The 17,773-nt window shown below is 50.2% G+C and carries 15 protein-coding genes; 2 read left to right on the top strand and 13 right to left on the bottom strand.

What is annotated here, in order from left to right; genetic code table 11:
• Window positions 1-3: 3 nt before the first annotated feature.
• The 11 genes from KXU80_RS03965 to KXU80_RS03915 form a co-directional block, all read right to left on the bottom strand.
• Window positions 4-828, bottom strand: coding sequence for a carbohydrate ABC transporter permease (locus KXU80_RS03965; RefSeq protein WP_219836991.1), 825 nt, complete (start codon window positions 826-828; stop codon window positions 4-6).
• Window positions 829-833: 5 nt separating this feature from the next.
• Complete coding sequence (locus tag KXU80_RS03960; protein WP_219836990.1) at window positions 834-1,727, bottom strand: carbohydrate ABC transporter permease; 894 nt, start codon at window positions 1,725-1,727, stop codon at window positions 834-836.
• A gap of 100 nt (window positions 1,728-1,827) precedes the next feature.
• Window positions 1,828-3,159, bottom strand: a complete 1,332-nt coding sequence (locus tag KXU80_RS03955; protein ID WP_219836989.1) for an ABC transporter substrate-binding protein — start codon at window positions 3,157-3,159, stop codon at window positions 1,828-1,830.
• Between the two features lie 408 nt (window positions 3,160-3,567).
• Window positions 3,568-4,731, bottom strand: a complete 1,164-nt coding sequence (gene nagA, locus KXU80_RS03950) for an N-acetylglucosamine-6-phosphate deacetylase (RefSeq protein ID WP_219836988.1) — start codon at window positions 4,729-4,731, stop codon at window positions 3,568-3,570.
• Window positions 4,732-4,773: 42 nt separating this feature from the next.
• A complete protein-coding gene (locus tag KXU80_RS03945) occupies window positions 4,774-5,568 on the bottom strand; it encodes a DeoR/GlpR family DNA-binding transcription regulator (protein ID WP_219836987.1) in 795 nt (264 codons plus the stop codon).
• Between the two features lie 123 nt (window positions 5,569-5,691).
• Complete coding sequence (locus KXU80_RS03940) at window positions 5,692-8,136, bottom strand: alpha-mannosidase (RefSeq protein ID WP_219836986.1); 2,445 nt, start codon at window positions 8,134-8,136, stop codon at window positions 5,692-5,694.
• A gap of 53 nt (window positions 8,137-8,189) precedes the next feature.
• On the bottom strand, window positions 8,190-9,116 hold the full coding sequence (locus tag KXU80_RS03935; protein WP_219836985.1) for a class II fructose-bisphosphate aldolase: 927 nt from the start codon (window positions 9,114-9,116) through the stop codon (window positions 8,190-8,192).
• A 49-nt stretch (window positions 9,117-9,165) separates the two neighbouring features.
• On the bottom strand, window positions 9,166-10,038 hold the full coding sequence (locus KXU80_RS03930; RefSeq protein ID WP_219836984.1) for a carbohydrate ABC transporter permease: 873 nt from the start codon (window positions 10,036-10,038) through the stop codon (window positions 9,166-9,168).
• Window positions 10,035-10,970 (bottom strand): carbohydrate ABC transporter permease, encoded by a 936-nt coding sequence (locus tag KXU80_RS03925; protein ID WP_219836983.1) that lies wholly within the window; start codon window positions 10,968-10,970, stop codon window positions 10,035-10,037. The genes KXU80_RS03930 and KXU80_RS03925 overlap by 4 nt, the downstream gene beginning before the upstream one ends.
• 84 nt (window positions 10,971-11,054) lie before the next feature.
• Complete coding sequence (locus KXU80_RS03920; RefSeq protein WP_219836982.1) at window positions 11,055-12,422, bottom strand: ABC transporter substrate-binding protein; 1,368 nt, start codon at window positions 12,420-12,422, stop codon at window positions 11,055-11,057.
• A 699-nt stretch (window positions 12,423-13,121) separates the two neighbouring features.
• Window positions 13,122-14,516: a collagen-like protein gene (locus KXU80_RS03915; RefSeq protein ID WP_219836981.1), complete on the bottom strand. Its 1,395-nt coding sequence runs from the start codon at window positions 14,514-14,516 to the stop codon at window positions 13,122-13,124.
• 529 nt (window positions 14,517-15,045) lie between these two features.
• Between KXU80_RS03915 and KXU80_RS03910 the strand changes: the two genes are divergently transcribed.
• The gene (locus KXU80_RS03910) at window positions 15,046-15,756 is read left to right on the top strand and encodes a YheC/YheD family protein (RefSeq protein ID WP_258171235.1); all 711 of its coding nucleotides are present in this window, start codon (window positions 15,046-15,048) and stop codon (window positions 15,754-15,756) included.
• Between the two features lie 63 nt (window positions 15,757-15,819).
• A complete protein-coding gene (locus tag KXU80_RS03905) occupies window positions 15,820-16,923 on the top strand; it encodes a tetratricopeptide repeat-containing glycosyltransferase family 2 protein (protein ID WP_219836979.1) in 1,104 nt (367 codons plus the stop codon).
• A 129-nt stretch (window positions 16,924-17,052) separates the two neighbouring features.
• On the opposite strand, the gene KXU80_RS03900 is transcribed toward KXU80_RS03905, so the two are convergent.
• Window positions 17,053-17,151 (bottom strand): IS3 family transposase, encoded by a 99-nt coding sequence (locus tag KXU80_RS03900; protein ID WP_258171234.1) that lies wholly within the window; start codon window positions 17,149-17,151, stop codon window positions 17,053-17,055.
• Window positions 17,152-17,328: 177 nt separating this feature from the next.
• Window positions 17,329-17,676, bottom strand: a complete 348-nt coding sequence (locus KXU80_RS03895) for a VOC family protein (protein WP_219836978.1) — start codon at window positions 17,674-17,676, stop codon at window positions 17,329-17,331.
• Window positions 17,677-17,773: the final 97 nt, after the last annotated feature.

The raw sequence follows: 17,773 nt of genomic DNA, 5'->3' as shown, positions 1-17,773 counted from the left end.
TCTCTATTTCACGCCAGCTTGCGTAATGGCTTTCACGAAGGAACGCTGGCCTACGATAAAGATGATAAATACCGGAAGCGTCGCGATAACCGTCATCGACATCAGCTTGCCGTATGCCTGCGTGTAGCTGCCCTGCGCCATCATCGCAATGCCGGCTGTAATCGTACGCATCTCCGGCGAAGTTGTTGAATAAAGCGGCCAGACGAAATCATTGTATATGCCCATAAACGTAAAGATTGCAAGCGTCACCATAATGGATACCGAAGCGGGCAGCAGAATACGGGAATAAATCTGCCATTTGTTTGCGCCGTCGATCCGCGCAGCCTCTTCGATCTCTTTCGGAAATGCGGAGAAAAATTGAAACAGCAGAAATACGCCAAACGCGCCGGACGAGTAAGGAAGAATGAGGGCCGCATACGTATTGATCCAGCCAAGCGTATTAAATTCCATGTACATCGGCAGGAAGGTCAGAATGCCCGGGATCATCATCGAACCGATAAACATCGGGAACATCAGCTTCTTCAGCGGCAAGTCCTGCAACCTGGCCAGCGCAAATGCAGCCATGGAAGAGAACAACAGGACGATCGCCGTGCCTGCAGCACCTACGAACAAGGAGTTCGAGATCCAGCGTGTAATCGGAACGTTCATGAGGTTGCCTTTTAACCCGTTCAGGTAGTTCTCGAACGTTGGCTTTTTCGGAATCAGATTCATTTGCCCGGCAAGTGCCTCAAAATCATTCTTGAAGGAAGTGGACAACATCCAAATCAGCGGGAGCAGGAAAACAGCTGCAAGGATGACAGCAACGAGAATAAGTAATGTTTTTTTCATGCTTCCTACTCCTTCCTTCCATAAGCAAACCGGTATTGGACGACCGAGATAATAATGATAATAACCGCCATCAGAATCGCCATCGCCGAAGCCGAGCCGACCTGCTTGCCTTTAAACGCTTCATCCAGGACGTTCATCAGAAGCACGCGTGTGCTGTTGCCGGGTCCCCCGCGTGTCAGCAAGAAAGGCTGTGCATACACGTTAAAGGAAGCGATGGTAGAAGTAATAATGATGAACAGCATAACGGGACGGATCGACGGCAGCGTGATGCTGACGAATCTTCTCCACGCATTCGCTCCGTCAATGGAAGCGGCCTCATAATAATCCTCAGGCACTTCATTCAGCGCATTTGTGAATATAATCATATTAAAGCCAATCGTCCACCACAGCGTTGTAAGAACAAGCGATACCCATACCCATGGCAGATCGGTCAGCCAAGCTACCGGATCGATATGCATTTTGGCCAGCAGGCCGTTCAGGAAGCCCGCATTGGTGTCAAACATCATAAGCCATATTACCGCCATGACGGAGCCGGAGATTGCGTACGGCATGAAGTAAAACGTACGGAACAGCCCGCGGATCCGCTTCGGCAGCTGATTCAGCAGCAGCGCAAGGGCTAGACCAAGGACAACAAGCAGCGGAACCGAGTACAGCACGAACTGCATGGTATTCCAAAGACCGGTCGTGAACTGCTCAAACAAATAAGAGCCCGGCGTGAAGATTTTCATATAATTATCGAAACCTACGAACGCATGCTTTTCCGACAGAAGCTCGAAATTATGGAATGAAATATAGACGCCGTACAAAATCGGAATCAGCAGAAACGCGCAAAAGCAAAGCAAATAAGGAAGTACAAACAAGGTTGACGTTAAGCGGGATTGCAAGGTGCTCTTAACCAATCGCAGCTCCTCCATTTCGTATGTCTCTAAAAGGTGAAAACAGAGAAGAAAGAGGCGAGCTCATACGCCTCCTCCTTCTCCGCGAGGGAAGTAATCCGGATTATTTTTTCATCGCTTGTCTGGACTTCGCTACAGCATCGTCCATCGCTTTCTGCGGGTCCTTCTTGCCCAGCAGCGCATTGCTCAGTTCGCCCCAGATCGGATCGGAGATCGTTGCCCAGTTCAGTACGTTTGGCGCGAATTGGACATGGTCGAACGATTTCGCTACGTTGCTTTGCATGTCGAGCGCCTTGAATTCCGCGCTTTCCAGCATGGGCTTGGAAGCCAGCGCCTGGCCGGAAGCCGCCCAATCCATCGAGTTGGTCGATACATATTTCAGGAAGTCGCCGATGCCTTTAATCACGTTTGCATCCGTTACACCTTTAGGAAGTACGAAGTTATGGGAACCCGCGAATACCGCTTGTTTCGCTTTGCCGATTTGCGGCACCGGCGCTACGCCGTAGTTAATGCCTGCTTCATCGAATTGGCCTTTCATCCAAGGACCGTTAAATTGGATTGCGTTCTTGCCTTGCAGGAACAGGGTATTCTCGCCATCCTGCTGTACGTTGCCCGGGGATACGCCTTTATCTACGAGGCCGCGCATCCATTTCACCATTTCAACGGCTTCAGGCGAGTTGTAAGCTACGTCCGTACCGTTCCATAGGTCGCCGCCATTTTGCCATACCAGCGTCGGGAAAATAAATTGCTGCGGCCAGAGCGTTGGAAGAACATAGCCGTATACGCCTTTCGACTTGTCTGTCAGCTTCTCGACATCCGCCTCGAATTCGGCACGGTTTGTTGGCGGAGCCGCGATGCCGGCTTTCTCGAAGAGGTCTTTGTTGTAGTACATAACGAGCGGGTGAATGTCGAGCGGAATGCCGTACCATTTACCGTCGATTGTCTCGTAGTTCACCGGCGCTTCTACATAATCAGCTTTATTGATTGCTGCTGCTGACGCCAGATCGTCCATCGGCTGAAGCTGGCCTTTGTTCACGTAAGTCGGGATTTGGTCCACGTGCATGATCGCCAGATCTGGACGGTCTTTGCCCGCGCTCATCGCTACGTCAAGCAGCTTGTAGTATTCGCCGTTCGGCTGAATAACGAGCTTCACTTTGTAGGTGTCTTGCGAAGAGTTGTATTTCTCAACAATCTTCTTCATAAACTCGCCGTCAGCGCCGGAGAACGGTGTCCAGAACAGGATGTCTGCTTTCTCTGCTTTGGCATCTCCGCTATTTCCTGCTGCAGCATTCGTGCCGCTGTTTGTCTGGTTGCTGCTTCCAGCGTCCTTGCCGCCGCTATTGCCGTCGTTATTGCTGTTGCTGCCACAGCCTGCTGCCGCAACAAGGCTAAGTGCGACTAATGAGGTACCTAAAAGCTTCATCGATTTCTTCATGTTCGCTTCCCCCTAGAATGTGAGTGTCGTTCTTTCTGATACTCATTCTAGCTTGCCGAGGATGGCGCGCCCATGTCACTTTTTTAGAAGGAATGGACATATTTTTGGCGAAGTTTTTCGGTAATAATCTTCAATTGCATCATCTATTTGGGTGTGTAAACACGTCCACGACCAAGTAGGCCAGAGAAAGTCATCTTCTGACGGCTGCAAAAACACCTCCAAAGATTATCCTCATATCTTACGACATGACGCATTCTCTTGAAGGTGTTTTAAAAGTTTCTATAGGATAGAATCCGCCGATCGCAGCGCAAAGGTCGAGGAGTCGTTCCCCATCCGGCATTCCCCCATTATATAGGCGGTATCCGGAACAAGGAATGGGTCACCCGTCTTCACCCGGCAACCAATCTATTACTCTGTACGGTTGTAAACGATATCTCCATTAACCATTGTCCATAAGACCTCGAATTGCTCATTTATCAGCACCAGATCCGCATCCATTCCCGGCGCGATTCGCCCTTTCCGGGATAAGCCCAGCACGGCTGCCGGCGTCTCCGTTGCCATACGGACGGCGTCCTCCAACGGGATACCGGCTTTAACGGCTTTCGCTAATGCCGCATTCATCGTTACCGTGCTTGAAGCGAGCGTACCGTCCTCCAGCGTGGCGACACCTTGCGACACCGTCACCTTGTGACCGCCGAATAGATAGCTGCCATCCCCCATCCCCATCGCTTGGAGCGCATCTGTAATGAGAACCATCTTATCGGCTCCCTTCTCTCGATAAAGCAAACGAACGATGGCGGGATGAAGATGGACATCGTCGACGATGGCTTGCACGCTCACATCGGTTTCTTCGAAGGCGGCGACGACGACCCCCGGCTCCCGATGATGGATCGGGCGCATGCCGTTGAAACAATGGGTAACATGGCTTGCGCCGCATCGAAACGCTTGTTTGGCTTCCTCGTACGTCGCATCGGAATGCGCCACGGACACCACGATGCCGCGCTCTTTCAGAAACGCAACCATCTCCAAGCCCCCGGGAAGTTCAGGCGCCAGGGTCACCATTCGGATCAACGAACCCGCCCTCTCCAGAATCGCCTTCATTTCATCCCGATCCGGATGGCGCAAGTACCGTTCATTCTGCATGCCTTTACGCTTCGTATTCAGATACGGCCCTTCAATATGCACGCCGGCAATTCGCGCTCCTTGTTCCTTCCCTTCGTATTGAGAGACACTAGCCAGCATGCCGAACAGGTCTTCCAACGACGAGGATACGGAAGTCGCCAGGAATGTCGTGCAGCCTGTTCTAGCGCATGCAACGGATACCGCCTCCAGGCTGCGGAGCGTACCGTCCATCATATCAAAGCCATCGGCACCGTGTATATGGACATCGATCATGCCCGGGATGAGCAGATGGCCGCTGCCGTCGATTTCCATGTCCGTCTCGTATTCCGCAGGGGCAATTGCTTTGTCTCGATGAACTTCCGTTATTTGGCCATCCCGAACACGGACATCGCATTGAACCGGCTCAGCTCCGCCCAGTAAACGCACATTCCGGATCAAACAAACCGTCATTCCACTAACACCCCAATTCCGTACTCGCGTTGATCAGCTATCTTATCCAATTGTCCCGCCCACGGGAACGACGATCACCTTCACGCCCTGCGCCTCGATCGCTTGTAGGATGGCCGGTTCTACCAGATCGCTGGTAATGAGCATATCCACCTTGTCGAAGCTGCTGAACGAGAGAAGGGCTTGACGGTTAAACTTGCTATGATCGGCAACGATAACCACTTGCTGCGCGGTTTCGATCATGACCCGTTTGATTTCGGCCTCGTAAGGGTCGGAACTGGTGCAGCCCTTTTTGAGGGAAATGCCTGAAGTCCCGAGAAATACGTAATCCGCATTGTATTTGTGCATGTCCGCTTCCGCTTGAGGGCCGACGATGCTCATGGATTTCTTAATCAGCTTCCCGCCGAGCAAGAAGATCTCCGTGCCTTCCGAATTTGCGCATTCATCCGCGATATTGACGCCGTTGGTAACGATCGTCAATTCCTTCAACGTATTTAAATGCCGGGCAACACACCATGTCGTCGAACCGGAATCCAGTATGACGATCTGCTTGTCTTCGACAAGCGACGCGGCGGCCGCGCCAATGGCGTCCTTCTCCTCGAACAACTCGAATTTCCGCTGCTGTACCGGCGGAATTTGATTGAAGGCGACCTGCAAATCGTCCGAGAGGACGGCGCCTCCGTAATTTTTGACGATCAGGCCCTCTTTCTCCAATTGATTTAGATCTCGCCGGACCGTTTCTTCGGATACGTTGAACTCGCGGACCAGGTCGGCCACTTTTACGCTTCTTTCTTTCAAGAGTAACTCTTTGATCCGGTGACGTCTCTCAATGACGATCATGCTAACTCCTCCTAGCCGATAAATCGCATGACGGAACGGCAATTCCGAATACCGAATCTCTTGGCAATTAAGCCAATTATACCCGATTCTTGCCGCGCTTCCTATATGAAAGGCCGAAATGTCCTAGGATTCAAGCTCCCATTCGATCAGATTCGTCTCCGTAACCGGCAAGCTTGCATCCTTCGGAATCCGGAAGGTCTTAATTTCGCAAGGGCCGAAATCCGCCTCGATCCTCCGATTCCATTTCGGCAGCGCAATGACAGCCCGCGTGCTCGTTTTCGCCGTTTCATAGGCACGAAGTATGAGATCGTCATTGTCCTCGGACTTCTTCAAGACACTGACCAGCACGTTGTCGACGTCGACCGACAGGTACGAATCCCGCTGCGGGAGCTCGCCCTTATGATAGGTTTCGATCACGGTAATCGGACGCTGGTTCAGTTCCGCCGCCCGCTTCACGGTTCCGGCCGTTTCCCAAGTTCCTTCATGCGGCAGGATTGCGTAGTGCAAGGTCTGAATGCCCTGGTCGATAAAGGAATAATGCCCGGTATCCGAAGGGACGAGCGGATCATGATGCGCATAAATCGGACTGCGAAGCAGCGTAATCGCCATCTCTTTGTTATGGATGCTGTAGCTGTATTTGGAGTCGTTGATCAAGCTCACGCCATAAACCTTGCTCGTGTCTCTCGTGATGCCCGAGTAATCGATCCACGATTGACCCGGCTCCTCCTCGCCGTTATGCGCCCGTTCGATGTAGCCGTAAGGCTGTTCATAAGACTGGCGGGTGAAGATCAAATTAACCGGGAAGACAAGCTTGAGCATCTTGAACTGCTCGCGCCAATCGATCGTTGCCTTCACGTCGATATGGTCAAGCTCGGCATACATTGTAAAATCCTGCACGAGCGAAGAACGCCCGTAATCGCTAGTGACGCGGATCACGGATTTAACGGGACCATGCTCGACGAGCTGCACGCGACTGGCGGTAAACGCACCGATCACATTATTGAAATGAAACACGTTATGGCTCCATGTATCCGACTTGTCCTCGATGACGACCGGCCTTGCCGCCGCATTCCGGAACACTTCGACATCATGGTGCTTATCGCGAAGCGAAACGATATATCCGGTGTTCGGGTCGAATTCGATTCGGAAACGCCCGTTCTCCATCGAATAATCGTTCGCTTTGACGGGCGACGCCATTGCTTTGAGCGCTGAAGGATTCGAGGTCAATCTATAGACGCGGTAGCCAAGTGACGGCAGACCCGCAATAAAGCTCAGCCGGTACCGTCCATTGCTGGTAGCGGACGGCTGGATCCGTTGGAAGGCGACAGGACGACCCTCGTCATCGATTAGCACATGTTCGTCCTTGAGGCTGCCGACTTCGACTTCGACGTTCACGCGGCTCTCCCAAGCATGAGGATTGAACACCACGATCGGTTTCATGTTCTCCTCTTCCTCGATATGAATATTCCATGACAAGGATTGCACGGCAAAGTTCAATCCGCGCGAAGCAATGGCAAGCGCCTCGCCGTATTCGTTCCTTGCATCGTCATACGCCGTTTCGATGCTCGTACCCGCCAGAATGTCGTGGAACTGATTGAACAAGATATTTTTCCATGCGCGGTCATAATCCTTCGGGTAAGGCTGTCCGGTCGTCCATGCGGCAATCGAAGATATCTTCTCCGCCGTCGCCATCAGATTCTCCGCTCTACGGTTCCACTGCTTCACGCCCGAATGCGCCGCGTAGCAGCCGCTTGCATGATGCTGCAGATCATCATGGACGACTGGCAATGGAAGATTCTGTCTTTCCATATCTTCGAAGAATGCGTTCGGCGAGCTGAAGACCAATTCGACATCGTCCTGCTCCTTCTGAAGCCGCTTTATGCTGTCGATGTTCTCCCGAGTCGGCCCGCCTCCGTGGTTGCCTACGCCGTAGAAGCTCATCAACTGGTCGAACGGTGCTCTGAGCTCCGTCTCGCAGCGGCGGATATGGTTCTCCAGATCTTTGCCCCACGAGCAATATTCGAACAGAATGCGGAAAGCGAGCACCTGGGAACCGTCATCCGACTCCCACTTGAACAGCCGGCCCGGGAGACCTTTCTCATTGGGCATCGGACGCATCATGACGTAATAATCCATGCCGCTCTTCTTCAAAATTTGCGGCATCATGCCGAAATGACCAAAACTGTCCACGTTGTAGCCGACTTTGGCGGTAACGCCGAACTTCTTCTTGAAATACCGCTGGCCGTACAACCCCTGCCGCACGAACGATTCGCCGCTCGGGATATTGCAGTCCGGCTGAATCCACCAGCCGCCGACAATCACCCATCGGCCTTCGGCGACGCGGACTTGAATCTCGCGGAACATCGCAGGGTCGTTTTGTTCCACCCACTCGTAATTTTGCGCGGAGCTGGACGTGAAGATGAAATCGTCATATTCCTTCATCCGGTCCAGTGCCGAACGAAACGTCGCTTTCGTCTCTTGAAAGCCTTCCTGCCAAGGCCAGAGCCAGACGGGGTCCAAATGGGCGTTGCCGATCATGTACAGCTTCTTCTTCTCGTTCTGATGCATAGCATTCATCACGCTCCTGGAAGGAAAATAGTAGGCCGTTGATTGAAAAAGGCTTATACCGCTGAATATTCGAATTGGCCCGCTTTGCCCGCGCAGCCAAGAAAATGCGTCATTTTATCCGCGACGGCCGCTTCGACGGCTGCCCTTCCTCGTTCAAGGTCAGCAGGCGATAGATTTCGGCATTCTTCATTCGTCATCCGCTCTTCCCGGCCGAGCGCGCCAAGGAACGCCAGCTCCAGATCGGTGGCGATATTCACCTTGCTTACGCCGCCGCCCGGAAGCAGGATGGCTTGCTTCATCATCTCCGCCGGTACGCCCGAACCGCCGTGAAGCACGAGATGAACCGGCGTCAACGCGCGAATTGCCTGCAACCGCTTGTAGTCGATACTCGGAAGCTTCACCATGTAGACGCCGTGCGCGGTGCCGCATGAGACGGCGAGCGCATCCACGTTCGATTCCGTGACGAATCGCAGCGCTTCCTGAGGGTCCGTAAACAGCTCTTCGTCCTTATCCGTCTCGACGAAATCCGTAGTTCCGATCATTCCGAGCTCCGCTTCGACAGAAACGCCATGCCGATGCGCGTATTCGGCCGCTTCCTTGGAGTCCGCGATATTGTCCTCGAGCGGCTTCTCGGAGGCATCCATCATGACGGACGTGAAGCCAGCGGCGATCGCTTCGCGGATAACGGCCATATCCTTCGTATGATCCAGATGAAGCACGACCGGAACGGTAATGCGTTCCGACTCGATGCAAGCGTAAAATTCATCCGCGAACGCCTTCGGCGTAATGCCGTAGCGAACGAGCTCCTTGCTGGAGATTTGCACGATCAGCGGCGACTGCGTCTTTTGGCCTGCTCGAAGAACGGCTGCAATCATCGGGGTATAGCGCGGCGAGAATGAGCCCAGCGCGTAACTGCCCTTCTCTGCTTGTTCCATTCCCTTTTTCAGCACAACGACGTTAGATGGTTTCACTCTTGTCATCTTGATCCAGCTCCTTCTGCGATTCGAATGTCGTATAGGTTGAGGCGGGTTACCCTTTGGTCCCCGACGAAATATTCATGCCTTCAATGAAATACCGTTGGAAAAAGAAGAATAGCGCGATCACCGGCAGCATCGCCATAAGCGAGCCCGCCATCAGATAATGCCACTGCGTGGTTTCCTGGCCTTTGAACGATTGCAGTCCGATCTGCAGGTTGAACATCGATTCCTTGTTAATGTAGATGAGCGGCCCGAGGAAATCGTTCCACGCGCCCTGAAAGGTCATGATCGCAATGACGACAACCGCGGGTTTGGCGAGCGGTATCATAATTTTCCACCAAATATAATAGTGGCTTGCTCCGTCGATCTTCCCGGCTTCAATCAATTCGTTCGGTATCGACATGAAGAACTGGCGGATCAGAAAGATCTGATAAGCCGCCCCGAAAAATCCGGGAACCGTCAAAGGCAAATAAGAGCCCACCCAATGAAACTTGGAAAACATGATATACTGCGGAATCAATGTCACGAAGCTCGGGATCATCATCGTTCCGAGCATGATCGAGAACAAATAGTTTCTTCCCGGAAACTTGATCTTAGCAAAACCATAGGCAATGAACGTGTTGGACAGTACGTGCGAAATAACGCCGACGGCTGCAAGCAGCAGCGTATTGAGCGTATAACGAGCAAAATGACCTTTGCTCCAAGCCAGCTCGTAGTTCTCCCAATGAATTGCCTTGGGAAACCAGGTCGGCGGGAAAGACATGATCTCCGTCAGCGATTTCAGCGAAGTCGCGATCATCCACCACAACGGCAGAAGAAGGATAATCGAAATCCCGATTAACGCGAGCAGCAGAATCGTCTTTCCTAAGCGCTGCTTCGTCTTGCGGTTTTGAAAGTACCGTCCCGAGGCGGTTCTGGTGCTCATCGGTTATCCCCTCCTTCGTAATGAACCCAAAATTTCGAGAGCAGCATATTCGCAATCGTCAATACGATGACGACCACAAACAAGAACCAGGCCAGAGCCATTGCATAGCCCATGTCGTATACCTTGAATGCCTTCAGGAACATATGGAGATTAAAGAACAACAGCGAATCCATAGGAGAACCCGGTGCGTTCATGTCGTTTGACATCACGTAACCTTCCTGGAATATTTGAAAGGCGCCGATCAGATGCGTGATCAATTCAAATAAGAGAACGGGCGTGATCATCGGAACCGTGATATGCCAGAAACGCCGGATCGGGCCTGCCCCGTCGATTTCCGAAGCCTCGTACAGCTGCTCCGGGACATTCTGAAGACTGGCTAAATACAGCAGCATTCCCCCGCCGACGCTCCACAGCTTCATGAGTACAATCGCCGGCTTCGTCCATACGGGATCCACCAGCCAGGCGGGACCGTCGACGCCGAACCAGCCAATCATGACGTTGATCAGCCCGCTCCCTGGCGTTAAGAGCATTTGCCATAAAATATACAGCGCGACTCCTGAGAGAATCGAAGGCAGATAGAATACCGTCCGGAACACCTTCATGCCTGGTATCTTCTGATTCAGCATGACGGCCAGCAGCAAGGAACCGAGCGTTGTCAGCGGCACGCTGAGAACGACGTAATACAAGGTATTATGGAGCGACTTCCAGAACAGAGGGTCATGGAAGAACATCGTGGCGTAATTCTGCGTTCCGATCCATTCCTGCCTGGACGTAATATCGTAATTCGTGAAGCTCGCATAGAGCGAGAACAGCAGCGGACCTGCGGTAAACACCAGAAAGCCGATGATCCACGGCGAGACAAATACGAAGCCTTGCCTTGCTTCCTTCCGCTGCTGCAACCCCATCCTTCTTTTCTTGGCGGCTGAGTCCATGATCATACCCCTTTCGGTCTTGGCGAACGGCAATGAAAGAGAGGAGCGACGGTAAGATCCACTCCCCTCCAAGGGCGCTACTATTTATTTGGTATTTTGCTTCAGCAAATTCTCGACGTCCTGCTGCGCCTTGTCGAGCGCTTCCTGCGGAGATGCTTTGCCCAGAATCGCCGCGTCCCGATTGGGATTGATTAAATTCAAGAAATCCGGCGCATTGACTGGCGTAGGGAATATTTTGGTTACCGCCATGTTGTCGACAGCAGCTTTATATACAGGATTCTTCAGGAGCTCCGGGTCGTTGGCCGCTTCTTTGTTCGCGACGCTGTCGAAGTTCTTCTCCGCCCAATAGGTTTGCGCCGATTTATCCGTCAGATACTTCATGAACTCCCACGCTTCGTCCGGGTGCTTAGCGCCCTTCGGAATCTCGACGACAAAGCCTCCGCCGACGCTGTAGTGGCCGGAACCGTTTTCGATCTCCGGTATCGGCGCAATGCCGAAGTTCACGTTTTGACCGTAGTCGCGAAGCTGCGTATAGAACGTCGTAGCATCTGGCCAGATCGAAACTTGGCCCGCGATGAATGGATTCGCCTGCTTGCTGCCGAAAGACGCTTTGAAATTATCCAGGTTTTTTTGCCCGATCCGTTCCGCGTTGGCAAGCACGTAATTCATGGCATCTAGATGGGCTTTGTCGTTGATGACGGGCTTGCCGTCCTGGCCGAACCAGTTCGTGCCTTTGTCGAAGTTCATTGCGATGCTGCCCCAATCGAAGCCGGCGTACTGCGGGGAATAACCGATCCGCGTGTACTTGTCTCCGTCCTTCTTATCCAGCTTCTTGGCCGCTTCTTCGAGCTCTGCCCAGGTGTTCGGAAAATTCTCGGGGTCAAGTCCCGCTTCTTTGAAATGGTCTTTGTTATAGAACATCATTCTCGTATCCGTCGTGAACGGCAGCGCATAAGCTTCGTCTTTGTAGATCACGGTATCCCACAACTGCGGGAAGAAACGGTCTTTGATGTCTTCCTTCTCCAAGTACTTCGATAGATTCGTATTCTGATTCTTGTCCGCGCGCTGGGCGGTGGCATTGATATCGTTCACGATCACATCAGGCGGATTGCCTGCCGCGACCGCCGCAAGCTCCTTCGTCCAGATATCGCCGAAAGGATAATACGTATGTTTGACCGTGATGCGATCCTGCGACTTGTTGAAATCGTCAATGATTTTCTCGATGATCGGCCGGCGCGTTTCCGACCCCCAGAACGTCCAGAAATCGATGGTGACCTTCTCCTTCGAGGTTTCGGTTGGTTCGGTCGAATTGTTTGCCGCAGTGTTGTTGGCCGCAGCGTTGTTTGCTGCGTTGTTTGCTTTGTCATCGCTGCCGCTGCCGCATGCAGACAATAACACGCTGGCGCCAAGCAAGGTCGTAAGAGAAACGGATAGTGCTTTATTCCTTTTCATAGACAACTTCCTCCCCGTTTTACAAGCCTCCGGTATGCAGATGACGGATTATGACTGTTTTTATTAAATGATAACGCTTACCGTGGCTTTGACCCAATATTAAACACATTCAGTCATATTGTCAACGCTTTCATTGCAGAAAGATTCATATTCTTTGACTATTGTTGACGGGTTAGTCCTTCGGTACTCCAACTTCCAATAGTCCTCGCAGCAAATCATTCATAGCTTTCTAATAACGACTTTGGTCATTTCCTGTCCTTCCTCGCCCACAATTTTATTCAGCGCAAGGATCCTCTGTATCTGGAGAACCTACGTAGATTTTTATTACTACAAAAAAACCAGCGGCATTCTTGGACTGATAAAAAAGTCCTAGACTGTCGCTGGTTCGCTGGTTCATTCAACAATCGTACCCGTTCCTCGGTATTAAGGGATTTTCTTTCGTATGCTCACTCATTCGCAGGATTTCATCTCCCCAAAAGACTATGAACGGAAGGAGAATAAAGGTCGGACCCTGAGGTCGCTGTTTTGGGCATGCAGGAATAGAAGAAACAGCTATAATTATTTCTTCAGGTGTCCTTCTACCGCATCCGAAAAGTGATCGGGATGACACGATCTGAAACAAAGAGAACTCTCAAGATTCCAATGGTAGCAAGAGAAGTTTTCTGCAATCTGTAATCCCAATACGAGAGATTTAAGTTACTAATCTAATTTTTTGATTAGGATAGAAGCATTAACGTTTGTTTGTGTGCCTCCGGCTAATGTTTGCAGGGTAACTGCGGCAGCAGAAGTATGATTTCGAAGAGTAAGAACATCGCCGGCAGCTATGGCGATAATAACCTGACCGTTATTTTGCTGAGTGCCTGCGCCTGAACCATAGACTGTACCCGCAACCGGTGCGCCATTAAGAAATAACGAGAATTGGTTGGGTTCCACACCGGACACGGAGAAAGTAACTTCGTAGTCTCCCGGAGTGGTAATTAGAATTTGAGAGGTTCCGGGAGCGTGCGTAATTCCAGTTGTCATTATTCCATTTGAATCAAAAATGACATCGGCCTCAATCGGTACAACTTGAGCACCCAGGTTGTAAATATACCCGTATTCGGCTAATCCGGCACCTGTTGCTCCCGTTGCACCTGTTGCTCCTGTTGCTCCTGTTGCACCTGTTGCTCCCGTGTCACCCGTTGCTCCTGTTGCACCTGTTGCTCCCGTTGCTCCCGTGTCACCCGTTGCTCCTGTTGCACCTGTTGCTCCCGTTGCTCCCGTTGCGCCCGTGTCACCCGTTGCACCTGTTGCTCCTGTTGCACCTGTTGCTCCCGTTGCTCCCGTTGCTCCCGTGTCACCCGTTGCTCCCGTTGCTCCTGTTGCACCTGTTGCTCCCGTTGCGCCCGTGTCACCCGTTGCACCTGTTGCACCTGTTGCTCCCGTTGCTCCCGTGTCACCCGTTGCACCTGTTGCTCCTGTTGCACCTGTTGCACCTGGTGCTCCCGGAGTCCCCGGTGCTCCCGTTGCACCTGTTGCTCCTGTTGCACCTGTTGCGCCCGTTGCGCCCGTGTCGCCCGTTGCGCCCGTTGCTCCTGTTGCACCTGGTGCTCCCGGAGTCCCCGGTGCTCCTGTAGCACCTGTTGCACCTGTTGCTCCCGGAGTCCCCGGTGCACCCGTTGCTCCTGTGTCACCCGTTGCGCCGGTTGCACCTGTTGCTCCTGGAGTCCCCGGTGCACCCGTTGCTCCCGTTGTACCTGTTGCACCTGGTGCTCCCGGAGTCCCCGGTGCTCCTGTTGCACCGGTTGCACCTGTTGCTCCCGGAGTCCCCGGTGCACCCGTTGCTCCCGTTGTACCTGTTGCACCTGTTGCTCCTGTTGCTCCTCGTTCTCCTGGTGCTCCCGGAGTCCCCGTTGCCCCCGTTGCCCCTGTTGCACCTCGTTCTCCTGGTGATCCCGGAGTCCCCGTTGCTCCTGTAGCACCTGGTGCACCTGGTGCTCCTCGTGCTCCTGTTGCTCCCGGAATCCCCGTTGCTCCCGTTGCTCCTGTCTCTCCTCGGCGCCCTCGAGGCCCTTCTGGTCCTGGGGGACCTGGAGGACAATTATATTTTCCCATAGATTCAACTCCTTTCACAGATGTGATTCATCTTATTCAAATTTTTAATAAAAAAAATGGAAAAATACCTATTTAACAAAATAATAGGTTGATAGAGCAGTATATTCGCTGAATTTGCGCTCTGCCGTGATATTGTCCCATACCATATGTCTACGTCTGCATTAGATAATACAAAGAGATTGAGCCGGGGGGAGTGATCTTATTGGGGAGTTGTCCATTACTAGGTATTCTCGTTACCAGAAGGAACAGCAAAAAAACAATATTAAAGCTATATCAACGGTATCACAATGTAAACCTAAAGCTTTACACTTTTACTCCCGCTGATATCCTTTGGGAGGAACAACGTATCATTGGGCTCAGCCTTATGAAGGGCATCTGGAAGCAAAGTTCGTTCCCTTTTCCTCATGTCGTATATAACCGGTGCTTCAACAAAAGATCAATAATCATTCAACGCCTTGAGAAGGCGATCGGCAGGAATAGATGCTTTAATATAATTAATTTTTTTAATAAATGGGATATCTACAATATATTGAAGCAGTCAAAGCTTAAGCCTTATCTGCCAGACACATTTATATATAACGAAGTCAACGTATTAGAGCTACTGGAGAAATATAGAGTAGTATACATTAAGCCTTCTTACGGGGCTAAAGGGGAGTCCGTGTACCGAGTTGAGCTAAAGGATAATCGAGATATTCACATCTCTTTGCACAGCTTGGCCCCAAGATATATTTGGAGACAAAGTGAAGGCATTCAGAGAAAATTAGATGAACTATTCGGACTGAAAAAATACTTGGTTCAGCAAGGAATTCATATAAGTCAACTTGTTCATCAGTATTTTGACATCCGGGTCCTGGTTCAAAAAGATATTCTTGGAGAATGGACTGTTTCCGCCATAACGTGTAGAGCAGCCTATGAACATTACTATAATACGAGTATATGTGAAACCATTTATGATGCTGAAGAAATTCTTCCGCGATTATTTTCGCAGGATAAAGTGAATGAAATACACCGTTCTCTGTATGAGGTAAGTGTAACGGCCGCACAAGAAGCAGAGACTTACTTGGGTTTATTGGGAGAATTGAGTGTCGACTTTGTGTTAGACGAACAGAGAAAACTATGGATTATCGAACTTAACGGACAACCCCAAAAAAATATATACAAAGATCTGACGTGTTATAAACGAAAAATTTATAGTAGACCCTTAGAGTATGCCTATTATCTTTCCAATCTTGAGGATTAGTAAGATCTGAAGAGAAACTCACGTAGGCATTTTTTTGAATAAAGCTATTGTGAGGTGAGTGTTATGATTTCTATTAGCCTATGTATGATTGTAAAGAACGAAGAGGATGTCATCGAAAGGTGCCTGAGTTCCGTTTGTGATCTTGTTGATGAGATTATTATTGTAGATACAGGATCGACCGATCAAACGAAAGCAATTGCTCGCAAATACACGGAGCGAATTTATGATTTTGTTTGGATTGATGATTTTGCAAAAGCCCGGAATTTTGCATTTAATCAAGCAAGTAAGGACTACATTTTCTGGTTGGATGCTGATGACATTTTGAAGGAAAAGGGTCGCGCTAAACTCGCTGCTTTAAAAGAGACGCTTGACCCAAACATTGATTCTGTCACAATGAATTATCATCTTGCATTCGATGAATTTGGCGAAGTTACATCCAGTTTAAGACGCAATCGACTAGTGAAAAGAAGCAATCAGTTTCAATGGGTTGGCGCTGTGCATGAGTATCTGGCAGTGTGTGGATCCATCTTAAATAGTGATATAGCTGTCACGCACAGTAGCCTTCATCATGAAAATGAACGAAATCTCCGTATTTATGAAAAACGATTAGCCTTGGGTGAGGAATTTTCGCCGCGGGATTTGTATTATTATGCTAATGAATTATTGGATCATCGGAGGTTTGAAGAGGCAATTCACTATTATGAAAAATTTCTAGCGACAGGCAAAGGTTGGGTGGAAGACAATATCTCAGCTTGTGGAAAACTAGCGGATGCCTTTCATCATCTCGGAGATCAGCAAAACGAACTTCGCTCTTCATTAAGATCGTTACAATTTGGTCCCCCTCGCGCTGAATATTGTTGTCGTTTAGGTTATCACTTTTTACAACAAAATGACATTCAAGCATCCATATTTTGGTACACAGTAGCTACACAATTAGAACATCCTAAAGATACCTGGGGATTGGCAAACCCAATGTGCTCCACTTGGTTACCTCACTTGCAGTTGTGCGTATGCTATGATCGCCTTGGGAAATATGAGTTGGCTTATAAGCATAATGAAGCCGCCAGACTTTATCGGCCAAATGATGAGCGTATCCTGCAGAACAAGCGTTATTTTCTCACCCGAGGAGTAATGGATCATGGGTGCCAAGACGAGGCGGTTATTTAGCTGAATTCCGCTTTTGCACACACCGGACTCCACATCTGTTCCGCACGCTGATATTCCAATAACAGAAGACCGTTAGAGATTGAACTGTGATCCTGTTTAAGGACACTGTTTGAAAAAGGTCCGGTATGGCTACGCCGTCAATAGATGACTTCTGAATTCATCAGGAGTCATCATTTTTAATGTCCATTGGTAACGTTCCGAATTGTAGTAGGTGATGTATTCATTCACGCGTACGCGTAATTCCTGTAACGTCTGGCAGTCTCTGTATCGTTTTCGCCCTCAAGAAGCTGATACAGGCTTCAGCTCGCTGTAGTTTCACTTCAACGGACAGATCTCTAGAAGTCCTACTGCCCGTACTGTCTTTATCTCGCATCTCCTCAAGCAGCCCTGCTCCACCACGGGCCGTTATTTCTCCCAAAGCTCGACCAATCGACCATCTGGATCTTCAATCCAAATAAACTTTCCATATTCACTACTCTCTTGTTTCTTTGCAAGAGGTACACCAATATGTTCAAGATGTTTAATAGTCTCGTCTAAATTATCGACTTGGAAATTTAACATCACTTGTTGTTCTGTTGGAAAATAATTGTCATTCTCTGTAAAGAAAGAAAAGATGGTCTCATTTCCCAATTGGGGTTTTATCACAGTCCCGTTCCAATTGTCTATTTCAATCTTCAACACTTCACTGTACCATTTTTTTATTAGCTCAAGGTCCTTCGTTCTCCAAAATACTCCTCCGAAACCTTTTATCATCGTATCTAACTCCTGTCTGTCATTAATTTTTCATGAAGCTATTGTACCATCGTATTATGAGCTCAGACAATTTTTACTGGACGACAACAAAGAAGCG

The organism is Paenibacillus sp. R14(2021) (genome assembly GCF_019431355.1).
Lineage (GTDB): Bacteria > Bacillota > Bacilli > Paenibacillales > Paenibacillaceae > Paenibacillus_Z.
This window is presented reverse-complemented; position numbering and strand designations above follow the sequence as displayed.